The organism is Bizionia gelidisalsuginis (genome assembly GCF_008086185.1).
Classification (GTDB): Bacteria; Bacteroidota; Bacteroidia; order Flavobacteriales; family Flavobacteriaceae; genus Bizionia; species Bizionia saleffrena.
This window is the reverse complement of sequence record NZ_VSKN01000002.1, coordinates 158808-182619: the sequence shown is the minus strand read 5'-3', so window position 1 is coordinate 182619 and position 23812 is coordinate 158808. Positions and strand designations below refer to the sequence as shown.

The window sequence follows — 23812 nt, the reverse complement described above, 5'->3', positions numbered from 1 at the left end:
TATGAATCATTTACCACTTATAATTAAACGTGAATATCTTACTAAGGTTAGAAATAAATCGTTTATAATAATGACCGTTTTAAGTCCTATTATTATGATTGCTTTGGTGACTTTAGTAGCGTATTTATCACAAATAAATAACGATAAAGTTCGCCATATTTCTGTATTAGATACGTCTGGATTGGTGTACGATGTGTTTGAAGATTCAGAGTTTACCAAATATAATATTATTAATAATATGTCTTTGGACGCTGCTAAAGTAGTTGTTAAAGAACAAGAAGATTATGGTTTGTTACATATTTCTGCTTTCGATACGCCCGAAAATATAACGAAAGGTATCGCGTTTTATTCGGAAGAATCTGCTTCTATTTCGGTGATTTCAGATTTAGAAATGAAAATCGAAAGGCGATTAACAGATTTAAATTTAATAGCAAAAGAAGTTGATATTTCATTAATAAAATCATCAACTATCGATATAACGATTAAACAGGAAAATTTTGATGGCGAAAGAACATCAAAATTAGATAGTTTTTTCAAACTTATATTTGGTGGTGCCTCGGGGTATTTACTGTTTATGTTCATCATTATTTATGGTAATATGATTATGCGTTCGGTTATAGAAGAGAAAACAAGTCGTATTATCGAAGTTATTATTTCATCGGTAAAACCAATACAATTAATGCTGGGTAAAATTATAGGTACTTCCTTAGCGGGGGTCACTCAATTTGCTATTTGGATTATTTTAGGCGGTGTGCTATTTACGTTGGTCACACTTATTTTCGATATTGATTTGTCGCAATTACAAACACCACAGCAACAATTGCTTCAACAATCGCTATCAGATTCAGATATAAATACGCAGGTTGAATTGGGGCTAGCAGCCATTCAACGTCTACCATTAGTGAACTTAATTATTGCTTTTTTTCTGTTCTTTATTAGTGGCTATTTACTGTATAGTTCGCTGTACGCTGCTATTGGGGCTGCTGTGGATAGCGAAACCGATACACAACAGTTTATGTTTCCTATTTTAATGCCTTTAATTCTATCTGTTTATGTTGGGTTTTTCACTGTAATCGAAGACCCACACGGTACTATTTCAACATTATTCTCGTTTATACCATTTACGTCGCCCGTTGTTATGTTAATGCGTATTCCGTTTGGAGTGCCAATTTGGCAACAAGTTGTCTCTTTAATTATTTTAATCACTACTTTTATAGTAACGGTATGGTTTGCAGCGAAAATTTATAGGGTTGGTATTTTAATGTATGGAAAGAAACCTAGTTATCGCGAATTATTAAAATGGATGAAATACTAATATGCAAGATAAAGGAGCTGAAAACTTAGATAGGATTGAAGACGCGATAACCGGTAGTTCTTTTTGGGAACAATTTATTAATCTTCTAGAAATAAAGCTGTTACAAAGTGACGATAATACTATTACATTAACGGTAGGATTGTTATTGGTAGTTGTTGTTATTTTAATTCTAACCAGTTTTATTTTAGCAGTCTTTAAACGATTATTATCACAACGGTTGCCTAAAGAAGATAAAGCTAAATTTAATACTGTATTTTCATTTACAAGATGGTTTATTTATGTAATCGTTTTAATAATAGCATTATCAGGAATAGGCGTTAATGTTACGGCAATTATTGCTGCTTCAGCGGGACTTTTAATAGGTGTTGGACTAGCGTTACAAACCCTTTTTCAAGACTTTATTTCGGGTGTGTTTATACTAATTGATCAATCTGTGCACGTAGGAGATATTATTGAGTTAGAAGGTAAAGTAGGGCGTGTAGAAGAAATAAAACTGCGAACAACTAGAGCGGTGACATTCGATAATAAAGTGCTTATTATACCCAATCATTTATATTTAACAAACAGTTTGTATAACTGGACTCAAAATGGGACAAACACCAGAGAGTGGGTAGATGTTGGCGTTGGTTTTAACAGCGATATCCAACTGGTAGAAAAATTACTAATGCAAGCAGCAGAATCTATAGATTTAGTATTTAAATCACCACCCCCAAAAGTTACATTTATTGAGTTTGGAGAGAGTACGCTTAATTTTAGAGTAGCGTTTACGTTAGAAGACAGTTTTAATGCTAGAATACCAAAAAGTGATATTCGCTTTGAGATCAATAGATTGTTTAGAGAAAATAATATTAATATTGCTTACCCACAACGCGATATTCATATTATTCAAAAACCAGATCAGAATATTAAATTTAGAATGAACGTTTCAGAATCTGATACCAATAAAACAGAATAAATAACTTTAACAATTAAATAAGCATATGCTAAAACCTATAAAAAGTAATTCTTTACTTAAATATCCGTTTGTTTTTTTGGCGTTTTTCGCTCTTCAGTTTGCCCATGCACAATTAACCGATTTGGCGCGATTAGAGTATACCTATCTTCCAAAGTCAAAATCTGAAGACAGTTTCAACCGTTTTCGGGGTTTAATCAATTATCCTATTAAATTAAAAGAAGACACTTATTTAGTTATTGGAGGAGAGTACAGTCGTATTGCTTTAGATTTGGAGGATAAATATCCGTTTGATACGTCAAACTTTAAACGCTTACACATTATAGATTTTAGTCTGGCATATACATTTAAAGTTTCAGAACAATGGCGTTTGGGCGCTAAAATAACACCGAGAATAGCCTCTACGTTACGGCATGAAATAACAGCGAACGACTTATTTTTAAATGGTGGTGTTTATGCGATTACCGATCGTAGAGATGATGAATCGTTAAATAAGCCCTATCGATTAATAATTGGGTTAACCTACAACAGTACAACGGGAATTCCCCTACCATTGCCCTTTGTTAGCTATTTTAGGCGTGTAAACGACAACTGGTCGTACAACTTGGGTGTTCCTAAAACAAACGTAAAATACTTTTTTAACGAGAAAAATATTATTCAAACCTATGCCAGTATCGACGGTTATTTTGCGAATGCACAAGAGGCTTTGTTAATTGATGGCAAAGTAGCCGAAAGCGTATCTCTGTCTATTATTGTTGCAGGGTTGGGTTACGAGCATTGTTTTACAGATCATATAGTATGGTATGCCTATGCAGGGTATTCTTTAAAAATGAATAACAGATTACGAGATAAAGACCGGGAGGATGTCTATAATTTAGATAATGATAATGCGCTTTATTTACGAACTGGAATTAAACTAAAAATATAATGTCTAAAATATTAGTAATAGAAGACGAAGCAGCTATAAGGCGCGTTTTGGTAAAAATTCTTTCCGAAGAAAATGATAAATACCAATTAGAAGAAGCCGAAGATGGACTTGTGGGAATAGAAAAAATAAAGAGAGAAGATTTCGACCTCGTGCTTTGCGATATTAAAATGCCAAAAATGGATGGTGTCGAAGTCTTGGAGGCGATTAAAAAGATAAAACCAGAAATCCCTATTGTTATGATATCGGGACACGGCGATTTAGATACTGCCGTAAATACAATGCGTTTGGGTGCTTTCGATTATATCTCGAAACCGCCAGATTTAAACCGTTTATTAAACACCGTGCGCCACGCCTTAGATAAAAAAGAACTTGTAAAAGAGAATAAAATTCTAAAAAAGAAGGTGAGCAAAAAATATGAAATGATTGGTGACAGCGATGTCATTGCGCAAATAAAACAAATTATAGATAAAGTAGCTCCTACAGATGCCCGCGTATTAATTACTGGGCCTAACGGAACAGGAAAAGAGATCGTTGCGCATTGGTTACACGAAAAAAGCGACCGGGCTAAAGGTAATATGATTGAGGTAAACTGCGCCGCAATACCTAGCGAATTAATAGAAAGCGAATTATTTGGGCACGTAAAAGGAGCCTTTACCAGCGCTATAAAAGAGCGCGCTGGAAAATTCGAAGCCGCAAACGGCGGGTCTATTTTCTTAGATGAAATCGGTGATATGAGCTTATCGGCGCAAGCTAAAGTGTTGCGTGCATTGCAAGAAAGCAAAATACAACGGGTGGGTAGTGACAAAGACATAAAAGTTGATGTTCGTATTATTGCAGCAACCAATAAGGATCTAAAAGCCGAAATAGCAAAAGGAACTTTTAGAGAGGATTTATACCACCGTTTAGCAGTGATTTTAATTAAAGTGCCCGCTTTAAACGAGAGACGCGACGATATTCCATTACTAATTACACACTTTGCTTCAAAAATATCTAGCGAGCAAGGTACAGCCATAAAAACGTTTTCACCAAAAGCAATACAGTTGCTGCAAGAATACGATTGGACAGGAAATATTAGAGAACTTCGCAATGTGGTAGAGCGCTTAATTATTCTTGGTGGTAAAGAAGTTAGCGAGCAAGACGTTAAATTGTTTGCTTCAAAATAAGATTCTATTACTATGAAAAACATCTCGATTTCCGACTTTAAAATCACAGAGACTATCGATCTCAAAAATCGTTTAACGGCTATCGATATGGAAGCCAATGACGCTATCTTAAAAAAAGAATTAAAAGACGTTCGTAAAAAGCTAGGCAAATTGCAAGACACGCTTTATGCTCACGATAAATATGCCGTTTTAGTGTGTTTACAAGGTATGGACACGGCAGGAAAAGACAGTTTAATTCGCGAGGTATTTAAAGATTTTAACGTGCGTGGTGTCGTGGTGCATAGTTTTAAAGTGCCCACCAGTTTAGAGCGCGATCATGATTATTTGTGGCGTCATTACATTGCGTTGCCGGCGCGAGGTAAATTTGGAGTGCATAACCGCACCCATTACGAGAATGTACTTGTAACCCGCGTACACCCTGAGTATTTGCTGGGCGAACAGCTGCCAGACGTTAATAATTTGGAAGATATTACGCCAGCATTTTGGTCTCAGCGTTTCGAGCAAATTAATAATTTCGAAAAGCACATAGCAGCCAACGGTACAATCATCTTTAAATTCTTTTTAAATATTTCGAAAGATGAGCAGAAAAATCGCTTGTTACGCCGCTTAAATAAAAAAGAAAAAAACTGGAAATTCTCTTCCGGCGATTTAGAGGAACGCAAACTATGGGATAGTTACATGACGTGCTACGAAAAAGCTATAAATAATACATCTAAACCCAACGCCCCTTGGTTTATAATTCCCGCAGATAATAAAAAAACGGCACGTTATATCGTAGCCAAAATTCTATACGACACCTTAAAAACCTACACCGATATTGAAGAACCGGAATTAGACGCGAAAACGAAAGCCAATATCGATGCTTATAAAAACGAGTTAAACCACGAACAAAACAGCGCGAAAAACAAAAAATAAGGCTAAAAATAGAATAGCGATGTGCATAACGCTAAACCTAAGTTGGTTTTGGGCGTTACCTAAAGGTCGCGTTTTACGTTATATCTTTTTTTGCCATTTGCTAAAGCAAAAAAAGGATACCACTGCAACCGCTAACGCAAATAAACAATGAAAATAATAACGCTGCTTACAATACTCCTTTCAATAGTAGCCTTTTCTCAAGAAAGCGACAACGAATTACCGTATTACCAATTACCCGAAGCTGCAAAAACATTTACAGCAGGAACAGTCGCGGCACGACAAGTGGATGCATTGGGTTTTAGGTTTTATTGGGCTTCTAAAGATTTAAATACAAGCGATTTAGACTATAAACCGTCAGACGTGTCAAGGACGGCGCTTAAAACCATAGCACATATTTTCGATTTAAGTCGTGTTCTTTTAAACGCCACAATGCAAGAACCACAGTCTAAAATCGAAACGGACTCACTATCATATCAGGTTTTAAGAAGTGAAACCCTGCATAACCTAAAAAAAGCTTCCGATATACTTAAAGAAAGTGAGGATATTTCTCAGTATAAAATCATTTTTGAAGACCATCAATATGAGTTTTGGAATGCCATTAATGGCCCTATAGCAGATGCTGTTTGGCATTGCGGACAATTAGCTACTTTTCGTCGTGTTACCAAAAATCCTATTAGCGCAAGGGTTAATCATTTTACAGGAACAGTAAAAAAATAAATTAGCAGTTCTACTATAATGTATAAAATATAGGAGGTTTTATTGTACAAAATGGTGCCGAAGCGCGGTGAGTTTTAAGGTAATATTGGGATTGTTTCTATTGCTTTTATAAACGATTGTAAGTAACAGCTCTACATGGTAAACTAATGTGTACTATTAATATTTGGTTATACTAGCACGCGGTTTTAGAGTGAGAACTCTTCACTGTAAGATCAGTCTCAGCTATCGTTCCTTAAGCTAGAGAGGTGGTGAATAAAGAGTTTAAATGAAGAATGTGTGAACCAAAAACATAGATTTAAGATATGTTTATAGGGTAATTGGGGAGTCTGTTTTATTGCCAAGAGCTAAACAAGCACCAAAACAGACTTACATTTTATGGCAATTAATAAATAGTTGAGATTTATTTTTTCAATATAAATTTTTTAGTTATTTGTCTTAGTGACGCTTTATCTATAGGTTTTATAATAAAACCACTAATCTTTTCATATTCTTTAGCTTTTTCGATATCTACCGGATCTATTGAAGAACTTACAATATATAAGGTTACCACTTTACTTAATTTTAGTTTTATAAATTCATCTAGAAATTGCCAACCGTCCATTATAGGCATATTAAGATCTAAAAAGATAAGATCCGGCACTTCCGAATCGTTTATATAAAGTGGTTTAAGATGATTGAAAGCATCTTCACCATCGTTAAAGACTAAAAAGTCCCCACCAAAATCAGATAACCTCAATACTTTTTTTGCGGTAAAAATAAATATTGGATCATCGTCTATGATACAAATTAAATTAATTGTTTTCATATTTAAAATATACAGTGAATGTTGTGCCCTTATTAACTTCGCTTATAACGTCAATTTTTCCTCCAATGGCGTCAACCTGGTTTTTTGTAATAAATAAACCTAAACCTCTAGAATCTTCATGTTTGTGAAATGTCTTATACAGACCGAACATTTTATGTCTGTGTAGATCTAAATTTATGCCTAAACCATTATCAGAAATGTCTAATTTAATGTGTTTTTTCTCAATACTGGCTGAAATGGTTATTTTAGGGGCAATATTTTCTCTTCGGTACTTAATAGCATTGGTAATTATGTTTAATAAGATACTATCTAAATAAGCTGGTAAAGCTAAGACAATTATAGAGCTATCAATATTAAGATTTATCTCCGTGTTGGTTTCTATAATTTTAGCTATCGAACTGTTTACCGCCTTATTAGTAAAGTCAAGAAGATTTAAAGACTCTAAACGGGTGTCTTTCTTACTGTTTACTAACGAGATTTCGTTTAAATTCCCTACGGTGTCTGCCAAGTTATTTACGGCTTGCTGAATAAGTGGGAAATACTCATTATTGGTTGCTGAGGGGATGTCTTCTTGTAATAATTCTAAAAGCATGGATAAATTTCCAGTATGCGATCGTAAATTATGAGAAACAATATGAGCGAAATTTAAAAGTCTTAAATTTTGATCTTCTGTGGTTTTAAGTAATTTTTTAACTGTTTTATTAGCCTTTCTCATTGGCCCAATATTTATAACGCTTTTAATAAAATATAGCGGCACATTATTCTCATCTCTTAAAAGCGAGGTCGATAGAAGACCGTGAACCTTTTTTCCGCTTTTATGAATATACCTTTTCTCTAATTGGAAATTAGAAAAATGCCCATCCAGCAATTTTGAAATCTGTGTCTCAGTTTTATCGTGATCTTTAGGATGCGTTATTGTTTTACATTCAATACTTAGAAGTTCTTTTTCCGAATAGCCTAAAAAATCGCAAAGACTTTTATTTACGGATAAAAAACCACCATGTAACCCGACTACAGCCATTCCGTTAGGAGAATGTGTTAATATAGTCCTTATTTCTTTTTCTTTTTGAATGGTCTCATTAAAGATATTTGTTTTAGCAGTTATGTCTTGGAATATACCCATAACTTTAATACAAATTCCCTCTTTAAAAACAGGATAGCCTATAGAGCGTACCCATTTACAATTATTTTTAGCAGTAGTTAATTGATATTCTATATCGTATTTTTTTCCAGTGTTGATCGCTGTTTTAAAGAGATCATCTAATAGATCTCTGTCTTTAAACGAGGTGTAAAAATCTCGAGTGGCATCAAGCTTTGGGACATAATCGGGGTCTACTTCGTGGATCTGTTTTGTCATCGGACTCCAATATACACGCAACGTTTCTAAATCTACTTCCCAAGCGCCTATAGTGATGGACTCTTGAATTGCATTTAAAAAAGTTGTGGTATCACTCGGAGTATTTAAACCATCATCTATGGACAATAGTTTTTTATAAAAATCTTTCATTGGCTAAGGGAGTCCGTTTATTGTTATCAGAATATAATATTCTGTTTTTTTTTATTAAGGGATACAAACATAATTATGAAATAACAATATTCAGTCTACCAATTTATAAAATTAAATGCAAAAAATGTGCTTTTCACACTATTAATTATCAGAGTCTTGTAATCCCCAGTGGTCCAAATGTCGCAAAATGAGCTCTAACGATTGTCCGCGCTCACTCAGTTTATATTCTACTTTTGGAGGAACAACAGGAAAAATCTCTCTATAAATGAGTCCATCTTTTTGTAATTCTCGTACTGTTTGCGTAAACATTTTATTAGAAATTCCGGAGACTCTCTTTTGCAGCACTCCAGAGCGAGCGGCACCCTCTAATAAATGGAATAAAACCAGAGGTTTCCATTTTGTGCCTATTAAATTCATTGTATAGTGAAGCGGACAAGGATTATTTTGATTCATTTTATTGTATAACTACTTGATATTATTCTGTTTACTCTTTTTGGTAACTATAGTACTTTTAGGTAAGTTATTGTATTTTAGACAAATATAGTTTTATTTTGCAGTATAAATAACATAATTATGACGACAACTAAAAATTATCCAAAATCATTTTCGCATATTGGTATTACAGTTCCCGATATTAAAAAAGCCGTTTCCTTCTATTCTGAAGTTATGGGGTGGTACGTTATTATGGAACCTTCAAAAGTGAAAAAAGAGAGCGATACTGCCATTGGGCAAATGTGTATTGATGTTTTTGGAGACGATTGGGAGGAATTTGAAATTGCTCATTTATCAACTTCCGATGGGATAGGCATAGAATTATTCTCGTTTCCAAATGGGGTAAAAGAGGCTCCAGAATTTAATCCTTTTAACACAGGTCTTTTTCATTTCTGTATTCAAGATCCAAATATAGAAACGTTAATAGATAAAATTATCTCTTATGGAGGTAAACAGCGTATGCCTATAAGGTCGTATTATCCCAACGAGAAACCGTATAAAATGTGTTATGTCGAAGATCCGTTTGGTATTGTTTTCGAGGTCTACACCCATAGTTATGAATTAACCTATTCTTCGGGAGCGTACTCAGAATAAATGCCGAATTATAGACTATATGCAGCCCTCTTTTGGTTATAAAAAGGAAGCGCTTCAAGTTGTAGAAAATAGAAATTGAGAAATAGACATCTTCATTTGCGATATAAAGAGAGCATTTTCTTTAAAATGCGACGCTGTGCATAAACAACTCTAAAAAATATTGGTAAAAAGCTTAAGGTTAATTACTTTTGTGACATTAAAACTCTTCACCATATTATAACGAAGAAAAACTAATTTTTTTATTCTTAAAAGATGAATTTACACGAATATCAAGGGAAAGAACTATTAAGCAGCTTTGGCGTACGTATTCAACGTGGTATTGTTGCCCAAAATGCAGACGAAGCTGTAGCTGCTGCAAAAAAATTAACTGAAGATACAGGAACAAGCTGGCACGTTATAAAAGCACAAGTTCACGCAGGAGGACGCGGAAAAGGTGGTGGAGTTAAGTTAGCAAAAAGCTTAGACCAAGTTAAAGAAATAGCAGGACAAATTATAGGAATGGATTTGGTAACACCTCAAACTTCGGCTGAAGGGAAGCGTGTGCACCAAGTTTTAGTTGCTGAAGATGTTTATTATCCTGGGGCTAACGAACCAAAAGAATATTACATGTCTGTTTTATTAAATCGTGGTACAGGTCGTAATATGATTATGTATTCTACTGAAGGTGGAATGGACATTGAAACAGTCGCTGAAGAAACTCCAGAATTAATTTTTACTGAAGAAATAGATCCTTCAACAGGTATTTTAGCTTTTCAAGCACGTCGTATCGCTTTTAACTTAGGTTTAAGCGGAATGGCTTTTAAAGAAATGACAAAATTTGTTACTTCTTTATATAAAGCTTATGTAGAGTCTGATTCTTCTTTATTTGAAATCAATCCCGTTTTAAGAACTAGTGATGACAAAATAATGGCTGTAGATGCTAAAGTATCTTTAGATGATAATGCATTATACAGACATAAAGATTTAGCAGCGTTAAGAGATTTACGTGAAGAAAGTGCTATCGAGGTGGAAGCAGGAGAACTAGGATTAAACTATGTAGACCTTGAAGGAAACGTTGGTTGTATGGTAAATGGTGCTGGTTTAGCAATGGCGACTATGGATTTAATTAAGCAAGCAGGTGGTGAGCCAGCAAACTTTTTAGATGTTGGTGGAACTGCTGATGCTGCTCGTGTAGAAGCTGCTTTTAGAATTATATTAAAAGATAAAGGCGTAAAAGCAATCTTAGTTAATATTTTTGGAGGTATTGTACGTTGTGACCGTGTTGCTCAAGGTATTGTAGAGGCTTACAAGAATATGGGAGACGCTATGAATGTGCCAATTATTGTACGTTTACAAGGAACAAATGCAGATATAGCAAAAGAATTAATTGATAATTCTGGATTAGATGTTATGAGTGCAACAGAGTTTCAAGAAGCTGCAGATAAGGTTCAAGCTGTTTTAGCATAGTACTTTAAAAATATATAGTGTAACAAATAGTTACAAAAAAAAGAGCAACTTTTAAAGGTTGCTCTTTTTTTGTGATGTAATGTCTGGTTTTACCTTCGGCTTACTTTTCTTGTTATCTCTAGTAGAAGGTTTTGCTTTGTTTTTTGGAGGCATAGGGCCACGAAGATGAATGACTAAACCATTTAAGAAATTTCTTAATACTTGATCGCCACATTCCATATAGTTTGGGTGGTCTTCGCGTCTAAAAAAAGCGCCTAACTCACTTTTAGAAAGCCTAAAGTCTACAAGCTCTAAAATTTTAATAATATCGTCGTCTCTTAATTGATGAGCAACTCTTAATTTTTTAAAAATATCGTTATTTGTCATTGTTTAACTATTTGATAATGAGTGGTTTTTGTATTTTTTAATAAGTAAAACCGATAAAAAGTATTTAAAACACGGTGTAAATCTACATATTTTTCGACAAGTTACATTGTTTCAACGATTATATATTTTTGTTTTATTCTAACTTTACTCACTTGTTAAATAGGTGATAATATGTCTAATAGAATAGAGAAAATATGTTTGTTGTCTGATATTATGGCTTTCATAAAGTCTGATAAGATTATAGAAAGTATAGACTTTGAGTTTATACTTGATATTGCCCAATTTTTAAAAGTGTCGCAAGAAGATTTTGACTATGCTATCACAAATGCTATCTATAGAACAGAAACAAACAATTTTAACAATAGAATTCTTCATTTTTACAATTTGGTATCTTTATTACCTATCGAATATTCACAAAGAGAATTAGAAAAACTATTTACATTCGGCTTAAAAATGTGCCTCAGTCACGAATTGGTAACTAAAGTATTGTATCTTATAGAAAGTTTTCCGAATAGAAGAGTGCCTAAAGAAGTCTTAATAGATGCTGCAAAAGTGCAATATAATTAAACTTTAAGTTTCTCTAATTTTCCTTGATACACTTTAATTTCATCTCGTAATTGTGCCGCAATAATAAAATCTAAAGCTTTAGCGGCTTGCTCCATTATTTTCCTTTTTTGTCTAATTTTCTCTTCCAATTCTGGTTTAGATAAGTATTCATTTTCTGGTTCTGCAGCCTTTAACGCTTCCAGTTGGTAGCTATACGTACTTACCGAGTTTTTAGAAAGCGCACTATTAAGACTTTTATTAAGTGCTGTGGGTTGTATGTTGTGTTTGGTATTATATGCAATTTGTTTCGCTCTGCGGTATTCCGTTTCGTCCATCGTTTTTTGCATACTTTTCGTTATTTTATCCGCATACAGAATCGCTTTTCCTTCAAGATGTCTGGCGGCTCTTCCTACGGTTTGCGTCAATGATCTTGCCGAACGTAAAAAACCCTCTTTATCGGCATCTAGAATAGCAACTAAGGACACTTCAGGTAAATCTAAACCTTCACGCAATAAGTTTACACCAACTAGCACATCAAAGATACCTTTACGTAAATCTTGCATAATTTCTACACGCTCTAAAGTGTCTACATCACTGTGTATATAACGAACTCTTATGTCAATTCGCGAGAGATATTTAGTCAATTCTTCGGCCATACGTTTCGTTAACGTTGTAATTAAAGTACGTTGGTCTTTTTCTACACGAATCTGAATTTCTTCAATTAAATCATCAATTTGATTCAGACTGGGGCGGACTTCTATTATAGGATCTAAAAGTCCTGTCGGTCTTATTAATTGCTCGACATACACACCGTCTGTTTTTTGTAACTCGTAATCTGCCGGCGTCGCACTCACATAAATGACTTGATTTTGAAGCGCTTCAAACTCTTCAAATTTTAATGGCCTATTATCCATCGCTGCCGGCAACCGGAATCCGTAATCGACTAAATTTTCTTTACGACTTCTGTCGCCACCGTACATGGCGTGTACTTGCGAAATGGTAACGTGACTTTCGTCGACCACCATTAAAAAATCGTCTGGGAAATAGTCTAATAAACAGAAGGGGCGTGTTCCGGGTTCACGACCATCTAAATAGCGTGAATAGTTTTCAATACCAGAGCAATACCCTAATTCCCGAATCATTTCTAAATCGAATTCGGTTCGTTCTTTTAAGCGTTTCGCTTCAAGATGTTTGCCAATCTCAATAAAGTAATCGTGTTGTTTCATCAAATCGTCTTGAATACTTTTTATGGCATTTTGTAACACGTCTGGAGAGGTTACAAACATATTGGCAGGATAAATAGTTAGTCTGTCGTAGGTGTCGATAACTTCATTGGTCTGCACATTAAACTGTTCAATTTCTTCAATTTCGTCTCCAAAAAAGTGAATACGAAAAGCATCATCTGCATAACTCGGGAAAACATCTACGGTATCGCCTTTAATTCTAAAGTTACCATGTTTAAAATCGGCTTCGGTTCTAGAGTATAAACTCTGTACTAATTTGTGTAATAATTCGGTGCGGGAAATCTCTTGATCGCGTTCTAAAGTGACCACGTTTTTTTGAAATTCCACGGGATTTCCTATACCATATAAACACGATACAGAAGCAATGACAATAACATCGCGACGTCCTGATAATAGAGACGACGTTGTGCTTAAACGCATTTTTTCTATTTCTTCATTTATCGAAAGATCTTTTTCGATGTAAACACCTGAAGAAGGGATGTAAGCTTCTGGTTGATAATAGTCGTAATACGACACAAAATATTCTACCGCATTATTGGGAAAAAACTGCTTAAACTCAGAATACAATTGGGCTGCTAATGTTTTGTTATGAGCCAACACTAAGGTCGGTTTTTGCACCTCTTCAATAACATTGGCTACGGTAAATGTTTTACCAGAGCCGGTAACGCCTAATAATGTTTGGTATTTCTCATTTGTATTTAGACCCTCGGCAAGTTGTTTAATTGCTGAAGGCTGATCGCCCGTGGGACTAAATTCAGATTGTATTTTAAATTTCATAATTTTTTAGTCTATCTCACTAGTGAAATGTATCCGCGATATTACGTCGCATTTGGAGGTGTTGTAATGTGCCAATAATTGTTGTTTGGTGGCGACAAACCTTCTAATATGCCGAGCCAATCTTTAATTAGGTTTGGCAGTGCAAGAAGTTTGCCATAACGATTAAAAATAAGAATTTTTATACGTGTATTACTTTCGGTATTGCTACCTAAAGGATTTCTGGTAGTAAGCATTTTATCACAATCGAAATTAGGGTTCAACTCAGAACTGCCAGGTCCTAAAAAAATAGGAGAACTGTAGAGGTGATGCTGTGCGTCTGCATAACTCCAATTATTAAAATATGTTTCGTTAGGTGCCGTGGTTGATGGTGTTTTAATTGTTTGTTGGTTAAAGTCTCTATCTATAACCGTGGTCTTCGGTTCTTGTAGGTTGTTTTCTAAATCAATTTCACCTCTCCAACTAGGCGCAGTGTCATCGCTTAAAGCTTTAATCGGGTTTTGTACATTATAAAGTTTACCCGTGTTTAAAGCACTCCTGTTTTTAAACAAAAAGGAAGGCATAGTATCCTCTAAATGACCTAAGCTTCTGTCCGTGCCATTAAAATTTCGGACTGCAGTATTGGTTACTTTAACATTTGTAAAGTAATTGTTTCCAAATAGTACGTTTTTAATACAGTGTTGCTGGGAGTCTGTTGGTTTATTAGCTGTAATAGTCTGAGATTTTACCGAAGTGGTTAATACTGTCAGAATTATAATAAGGAGCTTTTTCATCTTTAGCAATTAGTATACAAAGATAAGTAACTCCTTAATAGTTATTAAAAAAGATCTGTTAAAGCGTTATGTTATCGGCGTAAGGCAAAATGGCCTTTCACTTCAAACGAGATAGCGCCTTTTACCACTTTTGCGAGATACCAATAATCGGTTGCTGGCATCGCATTACCGTTGTAATTACCATCCCAACCTCTCGAATTGTGTTTAAGTATTTTTAATAATTTACCGTAACGATCAAAAATAGTGACTACTGTTCCTGGCAACTGACTGACACCTGTAATGTGCCACGTATCAAAATACCCGTCACCATTTGGGGTAACAAATTGCGGCGCATCAATAATGACAACATCTTTTGTGGTCGAGTTGCAACCGTATAAATCGATAACGGTAATGGTATGCGGTCCTAAAGCGACGTTGGTGAAAACGTTAGCCTCTTGAGGGTTTTGCTCATCTAATTGATACAGATAATTTCCTATTCCAGAGATACTAACCGTAATGTTGTTTGGGTTACTAAAATCGATCGTTTCGGTGAAGGTTATTTCGGCGCTTTCAGATTCTAGAACATTAAAAGGTGCTGTTGTAATACAACCAAAATCTGTCGTTACAGTTACCCAATAGCTACCAATATTTTCAATAATAATATTAGGAGTAATTTCTCCAGTAGACCATAAATAAGTATCTGTTGAATACCCCGTTTCTGCAGTAACGGTAAGTGGTAAATTATCTAAACAAATAACTTGATCGGTAATATCGACAATAGGTTTCGGGTGAATAATCGTGGTAAAACGAGTGGTAGTAAAACAGTGCGTCGAATTGTTTTCTAAGCGAATATAAATGGATTGATTGTGTGATGCGGGGTACAAAGTACTACTAATAGCATTTGTATTGCTTTCGGCGTTGTCTTCTGTTTCAAAATAAGATACGGTATAGTCGTTAGTATTTAAACTCCCTAAAACTAGAGGTGTTTGTTGCGATAAATCGAATATTAAAAGGGCATCATAATCATCATCACAAGCTTCTAAATCAGGAACGAAACTCGCTATTGGTAATGGATTAACTCTAAAGCTGAAATTGTTAAAAGACACACATTGCGTTGCAATAAACTCGGCACGAACATAAATGGTTTCGTAGTTTGTGGGGTATATATAAAATGTACTTAACGGATTGGTTTCTAGAACGGCATCTTCTTGAGAGGTATAAAAAGAAACGGCTACATTCTCTTGGTTACCTATTAATTCAGGAATCATAGCGTTCAAATCGAAAGTATTATCGGTGTTTTCACACTCTTCAATAAGCGGAAGTGTTGCAATAGTTGGAGGTAGATTAACTATCAATGCAATAGGCACTGACACTGCACAATTAGATACGGTATTAGTAACTTCTATATAAACCGTTTGCGGATTTGACGTATTACTGTAATTTGTAGGGTCGGTGATAGGATTCGCATTATTTTCTAAATCTGTTGCGTTTTCATAATAGGTGATGACACTATTATCTTGACGTATTTGAAGTACTTCAACTTCAGCAACCGTTAAATCAAAACTAACACTACCATCGCTATTTGTATCACAAACTTGCATATCGGGTGCTGGATTTATTTCTGGCGATTGTACAACATTTAATGTAAAGGACGCTATGCCTTTGCAATACGTGCTATTATCAACACTAACAAAAAGCTCTTGCGGATTTACAGTATTGGTAAAGTTGTCAGGTAAAGTATTCTCTTGGTTTTCGGCATCTTCTTGTGTTATATGAAAGGTGATGTCTAGATTTTGAGGTGAGTTTAAGGCGATTTGCGAAGCGATATCGGACAGTGAAAATTCGGCAACAGCATCGTTAGAAATATCGTCACATAAAAATACGCTTATAGGTGTGTTATACACCGGAATAGAACCGACCTCAATAGTAAAAGACGATACTCCAAAACACGAAGTGTCCGTTGTATTTTCAACACGAATATAGATTGTTTGCGTTTGCGACGTGTTGTTATAGAGTACCGTTTTATCAATAGGGTTAACGTTGTTTATGGCGTTGTTTTCAGTTTCAAAATACAACACTTCTTTACCTTGTTGTCCGTTTAAAATTTCGTTGTCTTTTTCAGAGAACAAAAAATCTGCAATTTGGTTACCATCACTTTCACAGTGTATAAAATTTGTAATAGGAATAAATTCTGGTAACGTATTTACAATAAAAGTAATCGGAACTAGTGCAAAACATCCTGTCGCAGTGTAACTTACTTTTGCATAAATAGTCGTTGTTTGCGCTTGGTAGTTTAGCGTGTTTGTAATTTCGTTCTCGCTACTATTCGCATCGTTTATTGTAGGGAAATAACTTATTTCTATGTCATCATCCGTGGAAATAGAAGTGTTTAAATTTTCTAAATTAACCGTCGAAAGCCCGTCTTGATCGTCATCACAAATAATAATATCCGAAATAGCATTAGTAGCTGGTGCCGGAAGCACGTTAATAGTTACAGGTTGTATAGCGTAGCAACCTGTTGTGTCATTGGTAACACGAACAAACAATTGCGTTGGGTTCTGCGTGTTATTAAAAATTGATGGTAAAGCATTTACATCTGTTTCGGCATCTGTTTCAGAATTAAAATAACGTACGGATGGCATTGCAATCCCTTCGCTAAGAATGCCGTTAAAACTATCTAAATCTATTGCTGTTAGCGCATCGTTATCTGTATCGCAAAAGGTTAATGTGTCTGTGTTTATTATGTGTACCGACGGATTTACAAAAAGCTCAATGTTTGCATAGTGAAAACAATCTGGGTTTTCTATAGCGATAAATAACGTTTGAGAAGTCAGTACCGTGTAAGACACTGAGCTATCTATAGGATTTGTGTTGTTATCTAAATCCTCTTGAGTTTCGTAAAAAGTAATGGTAATATCCGGGAGTCCGTTGGCAATAATATCTGTAATTGACACTAAATCAAAAGGAGCAGCCCCATCATCGGGAGCTTCATCACACGTGCTGAAATCTCGAATATTCGTACCCGTTTCTAAAATATTGGTATGTAATTCTATAGCCACAATTTCGTAACAAGAGTTAGAATCGTTTTGAATTCTAACGTAAACGGTTTGAACGTTTGGTATGGTATTAGTGAAATCCGACGGGTTATCTATAGGGTTTTCACCGCTATTAGCATCTTCAATAGTAATGTGATACGTTATTATTGTGTTTGTGGTATCGGTAATAATGGCCTCTAAAACAGACGTTAAATCGAAGGACTCAAAACCATCATCATCAAGTTCGCAAGCGCTAATTTGTTGGGTGCCGTTATTTACACTTGGGCTCTCTAGCAGTTCTAAAGTTATAGTTGTAAATGCGGTACAACCAGAGTTTACATTCACTACACGAATAAATAATGTTTCGGTAGTATTTTGTGGTGTGTAGGGCGAAGCAATAGCATTGCTTCCCGTGGTGGCATCGTTTTGGATATAATGGTATGTAACACTTAATTGCGCATTGTTATTTGTAATGGTCGTGTCATTATCGGTTAGATAAACGTCTCCGCTACCGTTATTACAGACATCCAAATTGTCCGGGTCTGTTATAATTGGCAAACTATTTACGATAAGATTTACTGTAGAAATATAAACACATTCGCTAGAGGTGTCGACCGCTCTAATAAATACCGTTTCTGGGTTTGTTGCATTTGTTATAGTACTCACAGAATTACTGCCGCTTTCGGCGTCTTGAAGCGAATTATGATACGAAATCGTATAATTAGCATTCGGTAAACCCGCAAGCATCTCGTTGTCTTTAGTGGTTAACTCGAAGACTTCTGAGCCATCATTACTGTTGTCGTCACACAATTCAAAATCACTAATTTCTGGGCCCGCTTGCACCGTGTTTAAAGTCACTTGAATTGTATCGTTAAAATTACAGGTTGCGTTACTAAATGGAACCGTGATTTCTACCATATAGCTGGCTGAGGTATTTACCGCTAAAGTACTAGTCGTTTCATTGGATAAAAGTACACCGTCCTCATACCACGAATACACCGCTTGCGGATTATTAGTTTCCGCATTTAAAATGGCTGAAGCACTGCAGCTTAAAATATCAGCACCTAAATCGATACTATCTGTAAAACTATTGCCTTCTATAAAGACTGCCGAATCAAAATTTCTATCGTTTTGGTCGGCAATAACAAGCTTAATGTGGTACTGTGTATTTGGTGTAATGTTTGCGGTTGCCGACAGTACCGTTGTACGGCCATTAAAATTAGTATCACCAATATTATAACCTTCAAAATACTGTTCATTCTCCGCAGGGCAAAATCCTACAATGTCATCGTGAATGGTATTGGTGTTAACAGGAGTACTTGTACCAGGTATTACTGCGATGTTTTGATACGGGCTAGTGGTGCCTACTTCTTTAATTAAAAAAGCAAAACCATCAGAATACATACACGGATATTCTCTGAAATATTCTTCGGAAGCCAAAATATAATTAAACTGAATGGCACTTGAAGCAGAGATAAAATCGAATTCTATGGAAGTTGCATTTAATGTATTCGAAATGCCTAAGGCCGTTTCCAAATCGGGATCTGTTAACCAATCAGATTCACCTTCATTTAAAGGGCTAGTATTACTAACACCACCAGCCGAGCTTACATTTCCAGTGGATAAAACAATACCGTTTTGGAAGGGGAAATTTGAGGCTTCTTGTTCAAAATAACCAAAACTAGCAAAACCGTTTATACTACCATTTACAGAGGAGGTTACATTCGAAATTTGCACGCAGCCTTCTGCTAAATTAGTTTCAATAAGTTGTTGCGCAGATAAAGAATTATCTACGGCTATCTGTTGGGCATTTAGATGCGTTATAAAACAAATAAAAAGACTGGTGAAGTAAGTAAGTTTTCTTAACATAAGTAAGGGGCATTGTGTTAAGTTAGTCTTAAATCGATTAAATATTAACCGACTAACGGTGCGAATTTACCGTTTTATAGTTGAATTACCAATAAATTAGATGAAATACATTATAATTAGTAGTTTAAGTAGACCCAACCCGTCATAGATTTATAGTTGGCATCATTTAAATGTAAGACGTAAAAGTAAGTTCCCGTAGGTACGAGGTATCCTTTATTGAAACCTCGATTGGAAATTCCATACCATTTTAAGTCATTGTTTCCTATAAAAATTAACGTCCCCCAGCGGTTATAAATCAAAAGTTCGTGTTTTTCGAAAATGGTGTAAAGGCCTGCAATATTAAAATGATCGTTAATACCATCATTGTTTGGCGAAAAGCCTTCAGGTATAAATGGCGGACAGTTTTCTGTGAGTACGTTGAAAGTATAGATATCGAAACAGGTTTCAGTTTCCGCTTTCAAATAAAGGGTTTGTGGTGTTGTTAACGACTGATAGTAATTTGGTAAAGTGATCACGTTGGTGTGAGCCTGTAAATCTTCAATAGAAGTGAAATAATAAAAATTGAAATACGACTCATTAATTTGATTTTGAATGGCTGTAATATCGAACACAGCGGTATTGTTTGAAATATCACACGCCATTAAGGGCTGAAGGGGTTTTATTTCAGGTAACGGAATAAGAGTTATCTCCTGAGTTGTTGTGTTATTGCTTTCAATGATTTCGACAACGTTTCCAGTACTGCTTCCGTTATCGTCTACCACAATTGTTAAGGTAAAGTTGTCTGGAATAGTACTGGGAATTTGAATGTTAATACTATGCGTTTCCGAAGCACCAATCGCGATGGTATTTAGTGTCGATGAAGTGTCAATAAGTGTATTATTCGCATAAAAAGCAATGGGCGTGTTTGTTGGTAAAATATCAGTGCTATTTAGGTTGTAAACGGTGTAGTCAATTTCTAGAGTGCGGTTTCCACAGTTTATATAATAGGCATCAATAGTAATTGTGGCATCTGGCAACTGACTATTTAAAACGGTAATAATGTTATTTAGTAGAATTAAATCCGCTTGAAAAAAACCATTAGCGTCTAATCCGCCAGTCGTTAGTTTTATGGAAACCGAGGTATCACCAATAGCTATATTATTTTCAATGTTATAGACATCTAAATCGCCATTATAAAAAGTGTTTGAATTGGTAAAGGAATTGGTGCCATTAAAAGCATTATCGGCAGCGTTTAACGGCGGATTAGCAATAATATTGCCATTAATAGATAAGCTTTCGCCATAATTTAACGCATTATCGCCTTCCCAAGCTAGGAATCCTATTTTTGCATCTTCATTGTCTAAAACGTTTACGTTTTCTAAGAGAATTACTTTTTCCTGTACATTCCGATTTATAATTTCGAGACCTTGAAATAAATTAATTTGATTTAAAGGTAGTGTGGGGTTCTCATAAACGACATAGAGACTCCAACCAGCAAAATTAGTCCGGTTTTCGCAATAGCCAGGATTGCTGGCTAGGGAATTGGCAATGTCTAAATCTGAAAACGTGTACGACGTATTTCCAGCAGCCAGAATTTGATCGGTAACATCGGCCATACAGGAAAAATAATTAAGAGTACCGTAATTAGAATCTAAATAGTCTGTAATATACGTGTTGTCGGCGGTGATTGAGGAGCCGTTAAAACTCACCTCTAAATCACCAGTTCCAGAACCTGCCCAATATAAATAAGCCGCAATAATAGAGCAGTCGGTGTCCAGGTATAAATCGGCTTGGGAGGCCGGAAGTATCTCGCAGAAATCTTGTACAATATTATTTTCGGCAGGATTTAAAGTGTTGCCAATAGCTGTGTAATCGTAACGCCCGTTAAATTGCTGAAATAACGAGATGTCTTGGCTAAACATTTCATTATTAACGCCTAATAACAGTATAAAGAAGCAAACGGTTCGTAACATTTTGGTAAAAGTCTTCCCTAAAAGTACAATTTATTTTTCTTTATTGTTAACGTTTCAAAGTGAAATGATTTTTAAAACGGCGTCCGTCTTCTAAAGTTACAAAAAACCAATAATCACTTGTTGGCATCGGTTTCCCGTTGTAAGTACCATCCCAACCGCGACTTGACGGTTTTATTTCGGTAATAAATTTCCCGAAACGGTTAAAAATATGAATAACGGTATTGGGCTCTTCGGTAGCAGAAACACCATAGACTTGCCAGAAATCGTTAACGCCATCTCCATTAGGTGTAAAGTAAGGCGGGAAATCTATAATGGAAAACGAAATTTCTGCGCGACCACAACTATTTTTATCGCGAACGTAAACCGTATGAATTCCAGGACTTATGTTCGAAAAATAATTAGAGTTTTGATAGCCCCCATTGGGGTTGTCTAAAGAAAATTCATAATCACCCAATCCCGATATAATAATAAGGGCATTAGTTCCTGTCGTTTCTACGGCATTTATTGTGGCTAAGCTAGAAGCGCTTACAATAACGGTTCTTATTGCCGAGCACCCGTCAGGATTTTCAGTGGTTATGGACGCGTTTTGGGTAATTGTTACAGTATAAGTTCCGGCCATATCGACAGTGATTTGTGAGCTTGTTTCTCCCGCAACAGACCATATAAAAGAATAATTACTCATTGGCAGCGGTAAATTTCCAACATCCAAAATAACAGAGGTATTGCCGTTATCGCAAAAGAATACTGCTTCAAACTCTTCAATATCGGGACGGTCTAAAAGTAGAATGTCGAGTTCATTAATGCTATAACATCCGTTTCCGTTCGCCGTATCTAATTTTACAAAAATAGTAGTATTACTAGTCGTTGTAAACGCTAAAGGATTTAAGATAGGATTCGTAGTCGTTATCGCATCGTTTTCGGTGGTGAAGAAACTAAAATTGAGATCAGGATTATTCTGAATACTTGTAGGAATAGCATTAATTAAATTAAAACTCGTAGTGCTAGAATCGTCAGGATTACAAATTACTAAAGGCGGTAAGTCTAAAACGGGAGGTTCGTTATCAATGCTTAACATCCGGTATAAAATTTGTGTTTCACCTTCAACTTCAAAAGTAATAGTAACGTTGTAATTACCTGGAGCGGTAAAAACGTGGCTAGGATTCATACTGTTTGAGATATTATTTACGCCTGAAGCTGGGTCGCCGAAATCCCAAGAAATACTAGTAATAGTAGATGCCGTATCGATACTAAATTGTGTGGTATCTCCAAAACAAGTGTTATTAAATACATTGGTTGCAAAGAAATAGGATTGAATAAAAGGCGGTAATCCTAAAGACGAAATGTTGTTTTGTCCTAGATTAACGCTTTCAGGACTATAATTACACTCTAAGCCCAAAATATTCGGTGAATTAATAACGCCAATACTGTTAGAACCTGATTTGGCAACATATATTTTTCCGTCTATGGCTTGTTGTACAGCGCCTAAAAGCCCCTCTTCTTCAATAATAATTGTATCAGAATCAATGATTTGTAGTGCACTGCCTGCGGTAAGATCATATTGGTGGATCTTCGAGAAATTATCACCATCTCTTATAATTTCGGTGACATACAGTATTCTACTATCTGGAGAAAATTCGCAACCGTAAGGCCCTAAATCATCAGAGGTGAAATTATCAATAATTAAAGGATTTGTTAATACTCCAGTGGTTGGATTAAAGTCGAAAATTTCTACAATACCATTAGTATAAGATTTTACAGAAGCTATTTTTTCTTTATTGGGAGACGCCTTTAAATAGCCAATACTATTGTTTAAAATACCTTGATGGAAAGACCCTATCGCACTAATTATTGGTGTTGTATTTACGCCAGTAGCACCTACTAAATAGGACACAAATTCATTACTGTTCCATTTATGACCAATTACCCAAACGCTTTCGCCATCGGCACTTTCAACGGCTGTTATTTTTTCTGTAGACGAGCTAATTAACATTACATTTTTAGTAGAGGTTATAGCGCCTAAGTCGTTATCAAGCGTCATATCAACTTCCGAAAAACGCAAGCCATCCGATCCTGCTCGCCCATCTACGGTGAAAATATAATAAATAGAAGCGCTATTTGGTTTTGGAATAATAATAGCCGATTGCGTACTAGAGGCATCTCCGGTTAATCCCGTTCCATTATTCATTACTTGATGATTCTTATTCCAAACAGTAACACCATCGGTATAAAATAATAATTCGCCCAATTTTGAAGATATGGTAGCACAGCCTTCCTCGGTGTTTAATTCTCCATTTAACTCAGGAACGGGATATCCAGTATTAAAATTCAAGCCTGCACCTTGACCGAAAAACCAAAAAGCACTTTCATTTTGAGCGCTAAGATTTGCACTGGTTAGACTCAAAATAAGAGCTAAAAAAAAGCTGTAAATAAAGTGTTTCAT

General features: G+C 35.4%; 18 protein-coding genes. 9 read left to right on the top strand and 9 right to left on the bottom strand.

Going from position 1 to position 23812, the window contains the following annotated elements:
- The first annotated feature begins 1 nt into the window (after position 1).
- From ES677_RS02795 to ES677_RS02770, 6 genes are all read left to right on the top strand, one after another.
- Entirely contained in the window at positions 2–1315 is a 1314-nt protein-coding gene (locus ES677_RS02795; protein WP_148368172.1) for an ABC transporter permease, read from the top strand.
- 1 nt (position 1316) lies between these two features.
- Positions 1317–2270: a mechanosensitive ion channel family protein gene (locus ES677_RS02790; RefSeq protein WP_148380370.1), complete on the top strand. Its 954-nt coding sequence runs from the start codon at positions 1317–1319 to the stop codon at positions 2268–2270.
- A gap of 25 nt (positions 2271–2295) precedes the next feature.
- Positions 2296–3195: a DUF6268 family outer membrane beta-barrel protein gene (locus ES677_RS02785; protein WP_246124345.1), complete on the top strand. Its 900-nt coding sequence runs from the start codon at positions 2296–2298 to the stop codon at positions 3193–3195.
- On the top strand, positions 3195–4358 hold the full coding sequence (locus ES677_RS02780) for a sigma-54-dependent transcriptional regulator (protein ID WP_148368170.1): 1164 nt from the start codon (positions 3195–3197) through the stop codon (positions 4356–4358). Before ES677_RS02785 ends, ES677_RS02780 begins: the two co-directional genes overlap by 1 nt.
- 12 nt (positions 4359–4370) lie before the next feature.
- Positions 4371–5273, top strand: a complete 903-nt coding sequence (locus tag ES677_RS02775; protein ID WP_148380369.1) for a PPK2 family polyphosphate kinase — start codon at positions 4371–4373, stop codon at positions 5271–5273.
- 147 nt (positions 5274–5420) lie between these two features.
- Entirely contained in the window at positions 5421–5990 is a 570-nt protein-coding gene (locus tag ES677_RS02770) for a hypothetical protein (RefSeq protein WP_148380368.1), read from the top strand.
- A gap of 400 nt (positions 5991–6390) precedes the next feature.
- Here ES677_RS02770 and ES677_RS02765 read toward each other — a convergent pair whose 3' ends face one another.
- From ES677_RS02765 to ES677_RS02755, 3 genes are all read right to left on the bottom strand, one after another.
- Positions 6391–6795 (bottom strand): response regulator, encoded by a 405-nt coding sequence (locus tag ES677_RS02765; RefSeq protein WP_148380367.1) that lies wholly within the window; start codon positions 6793–6795, stop codon positions 6391–6393.
- Complete coding sequence (locus tag ES677_RS02760) at positions 6782–8302, bottom strand: PAS domain-containing sensor histidine kinase (protein ID WP_148380366.1); 1521 nt, start codon at positions 8300–8302, stop codon at positions 6782–6784. The genes ES677_RS02765 and ES677_RS02760 overlap by 14 nt, the downstream gene beginning before the upstream one ends.
- A 141-nt stretch (positions 8303–8443) precedes the next feature.
- The gene (locus ES677_RS02755) at positions 8444–8755 is read right to left on the bottom strand and encodes a winged helix-turn-helix transcriptional regulator (RefSeq protein ID WP_148380365.1); all 312 of its coding nucleotides are present in this window, start codon (positions 8753–8755) and stop codon (positions 8444–8446) included.
- A 120-nt stretch (positions 8756–8875) separates the two neighbouring features.
- On the opposite strand from ES677_RS02755, the gene ES677_RS02750 reads away from it, so the two are divergent.
- The gene (locus ES677_RS02750) at positions 8876–9388 is read left to right on the top strand and encodes a VOC family protein (RefSeq protein ID WP_148380364.1); all 513 of its coding nucleotides are present in this window, start codon (positions 8876–8878) and stop codon (positions 9386–9388) included.
- 252 nt (positions 9389–9640) lie between these two features.
- Positions 9641–10834, top strand: a complete 1194-nt coding sequence (gene sucC, locus ES677_RS02745) for an ADP-forming succinate--CoA ligase subunit beta (RefSeq protein WP_148368163.1) — start codon at positions 9641–9643, stop codon at positions 10832–10834.
- Positions 10835–10885: 51 nt separating this feature from the next.
- Here the strand turns inward: sucC and ES677_RS02740 are convergent, their stop codons facing one another.
- On the bottom strand, positions 10886–11200 hold the full coding sequence (locus ES677_RS02740; RefSeq protein WP_246124338.1) for a DUF1456 family protein: 315 nt from the start codon (positions 11198–11200) through the stop codon (positions 10886–10888).
- Between the two features lie 171 nt (positions 11201–11371).
- Here ES677_RS02740 and ES677_RS02735 point away from each other — a divergent pair, with 171 nt between their 5' ends.
- Positions 11372–11767 (top strand): TerB family tellurite resistance protein, encoded by a 396-nt coding sequence (locus ES677_RS02735; RefSeq protein ID WP_148380363.1) that lies wholly within the window; start codon positions 11372–11374, stop codon positions 11765–11767.
- On the opposite strand, the gene uvrB is transcribed toward ES677_RS02735, so the two are convergent.
- The 5 genes from uvrB to ES677_RS02710 all read right to left on the bottom strand — a co-directional run bounded on the left by uvrB (position 11764) and on the right by ES677_RS02710 (position 23812).
- Complete coding sequence (uvrB, locus tag ES677_RS02730) at positions 11764–13767, bottom strand: excinuclease ABC subunit UvrB (RefSeq protein WP_148380362.1); 2004 nt, start codon at positions 13765–13767, stop codon at positions 11764–11766. The genes ES677_RS02735 and uvrB overlap by 4 nt on opposite strands.
- Before the next feature lie 41 nt (positions 13768–13808).
- A complete protein-coding gene (locus tag ES677_RS02725; protein WP_148380361.1) occupies positions 13809–14537 on the bottom strand; it encodes a hypothetical protein in 729 nt (242 codons plus the stop codon).
- Between the two features lie 71 nt (positions 14538–14608).
- Positions 14609–19420 carry a T9SS type B sorting domain-containing protein gene (locus tag ES677_RS02720; protein WP_148380360.1) on the bottom strand — a complete coding sequence of 1604 codons (4812 nt, stop codon included), beginning with the start codon at positions 19418–19420 and terminating at the stop codon, positions 14609–14611.
- A 116-nt stretch (positions 19421–19536) separates the two neighbouring features.
- A complete protein-coding gene (locus tag ES677_RS02715) occupies positions 19537–21372 on the bottom strand; it encodes a T9SS type B sorting domain-containing protein (protein WP_148380359.1) in 1836 nt (611 codons plus the stop codon).
- 46 nt (positions 21373–21418) lie between these two features.
- Positions 21419–23812, bottom strand: a complete 2394-nt coding sequence (locus tag ES677_RS02710) for a T9SS type B sorting domain-containing protein (RefSeq protein WP_148380358.1) — start codon at positions 23810–23812, stop codon at positions 21419–21421.

What these genes read in the sequence shown, in the direction of transcription:
- ES677_RS02795 (WP_148368172.1), top strand. Translation starts at nt 2, where the DNA reads ATGAATCATTTACCACTTATAATTAAACGTGAATATCTTACTAAGGTT.
- ES677_RS02790 (WP_148380370.1), top strand. Translation starts at nt 1,317, where the DNA reads ATGCAAGATAAAGGAGCTGAAAACTTAGATAGGATTGAAGACGCGATA.
- ES677_RS02785 (WP_246124345.1), top strand. Translation starts at nt 2,296, where the DNA reads ATGCTAAAACCTATAAAAAGTAATTCTTTACTTAAATATCCGTTTGTT.
- ES677_RS02780 (WP_148368170.1), top strand. Translation starts at nt 3,195, where the DNA reads ATGTCTAAAATATTAGTAATAGAAGACGAAGCAGCTATAAGGCGCGTT.
- ES677_RS02775 (WP_148380369.1), top strand. Translation starts at nt 4,371, where the DNA reads ATGAAAAACATCTCGATTTCCGACTTTAAAATCACAGAGACTATCGAT.
- ES677_RS02770 (WP_148380368.1), top strand. Translation starts at nt 5,421, where the DNA reads ATGAAAATAATAACGCTGCTTACAATACTCCTTTCAATAGTAGCCTTT.
- ES677_RS02765 (WP_148380367.1), bottom strand. Translation starts at nt 6,795, where the DNA reads ATGAAAACAATTAATTTAATTTGTATCATAGACGATGATCCAATATTT.
- ES677_RS02760 (WP_148380366.1), bottom strand. Translation starts at nt 8,302, where the DNA reads ATGAAAGATTTTTATAAAAAACTATTGTCCATAGATGATGGTTTAAAT.
- ES677_RS02755 (WP_148380365.1), bottom strand. Translation starts at nt 8,755, where the DNA reads ATGAATCAAAATAATCCTTGTCCGCTTCACTATACAATGAATTTAATA.
- ES677_RS02750 (WP_148380364.1), top strand. Translation starts at nt 8,876, where the DNA reads ATGACGACAACTAAAAATTATCCAAAATCATTTTCGCATATTGGTATT.
- sucC (WP_148368163.1), top strand. Translation starts at nt 9,641, where the DNA reads ATGAATTTACACGAATATCAAGGGAAAGAACTATTAAGCAGCTTTGGC.
- ES677_RS02740 (WP_246124338.1), bottom strand. Translation starts at nt 11,200, where the DNA reads ATGACAAATAACGATATTTTTAAAAAATTAAGAGTTGCTCATCAATTA.
- ES677_RS02735 (WP_148380363.1), top strand. Translation starts at nt 11,372, where the DNA reads ATGTCTAATAGAATAGAGAAAATATGTTTGTTGTCTGATATTATGGCT.
- uvrB (WP_148380362.1), bottom strand. Translation starts at nt 13,767, where the DNA reads ATGAAATTTAAAATACAATCTGAATTTAGTCCCACGGGCGATCAGCCT.
- ES677_RS02725 (WP_148380361.1), bottom strand. Translation starts at nt 14,537, where the DNA reads ATGAAAAAGCTCCTTATTATAATTCTGACAGTATTAACCACTTCGGTA.
- ES677_RS02720 (WP_148380360.1), bottom strand. Translation starts at nt 19,420, where the DNA reads ATGTTAAGAAAACTTACTTACTTCACCAGTCTTTTTATTTGTTTTATA.
- ES677_RS02715 (WP_148380359.1), bottom strand. Translation starts at nt 21,372, where the DNA reads ATGTTACGAACCGTTTGCTTCTTTATACTGTTATTAGGCGTTAATAAT.
- ES677_RS02710 (WP_148380358.1), bottom strand. Translation starts at nt 23,812, where the DNA reads ATGAAACACTTTATTTACAGCTTTTTTTTAGCTCTTATTTTGAGTCTA.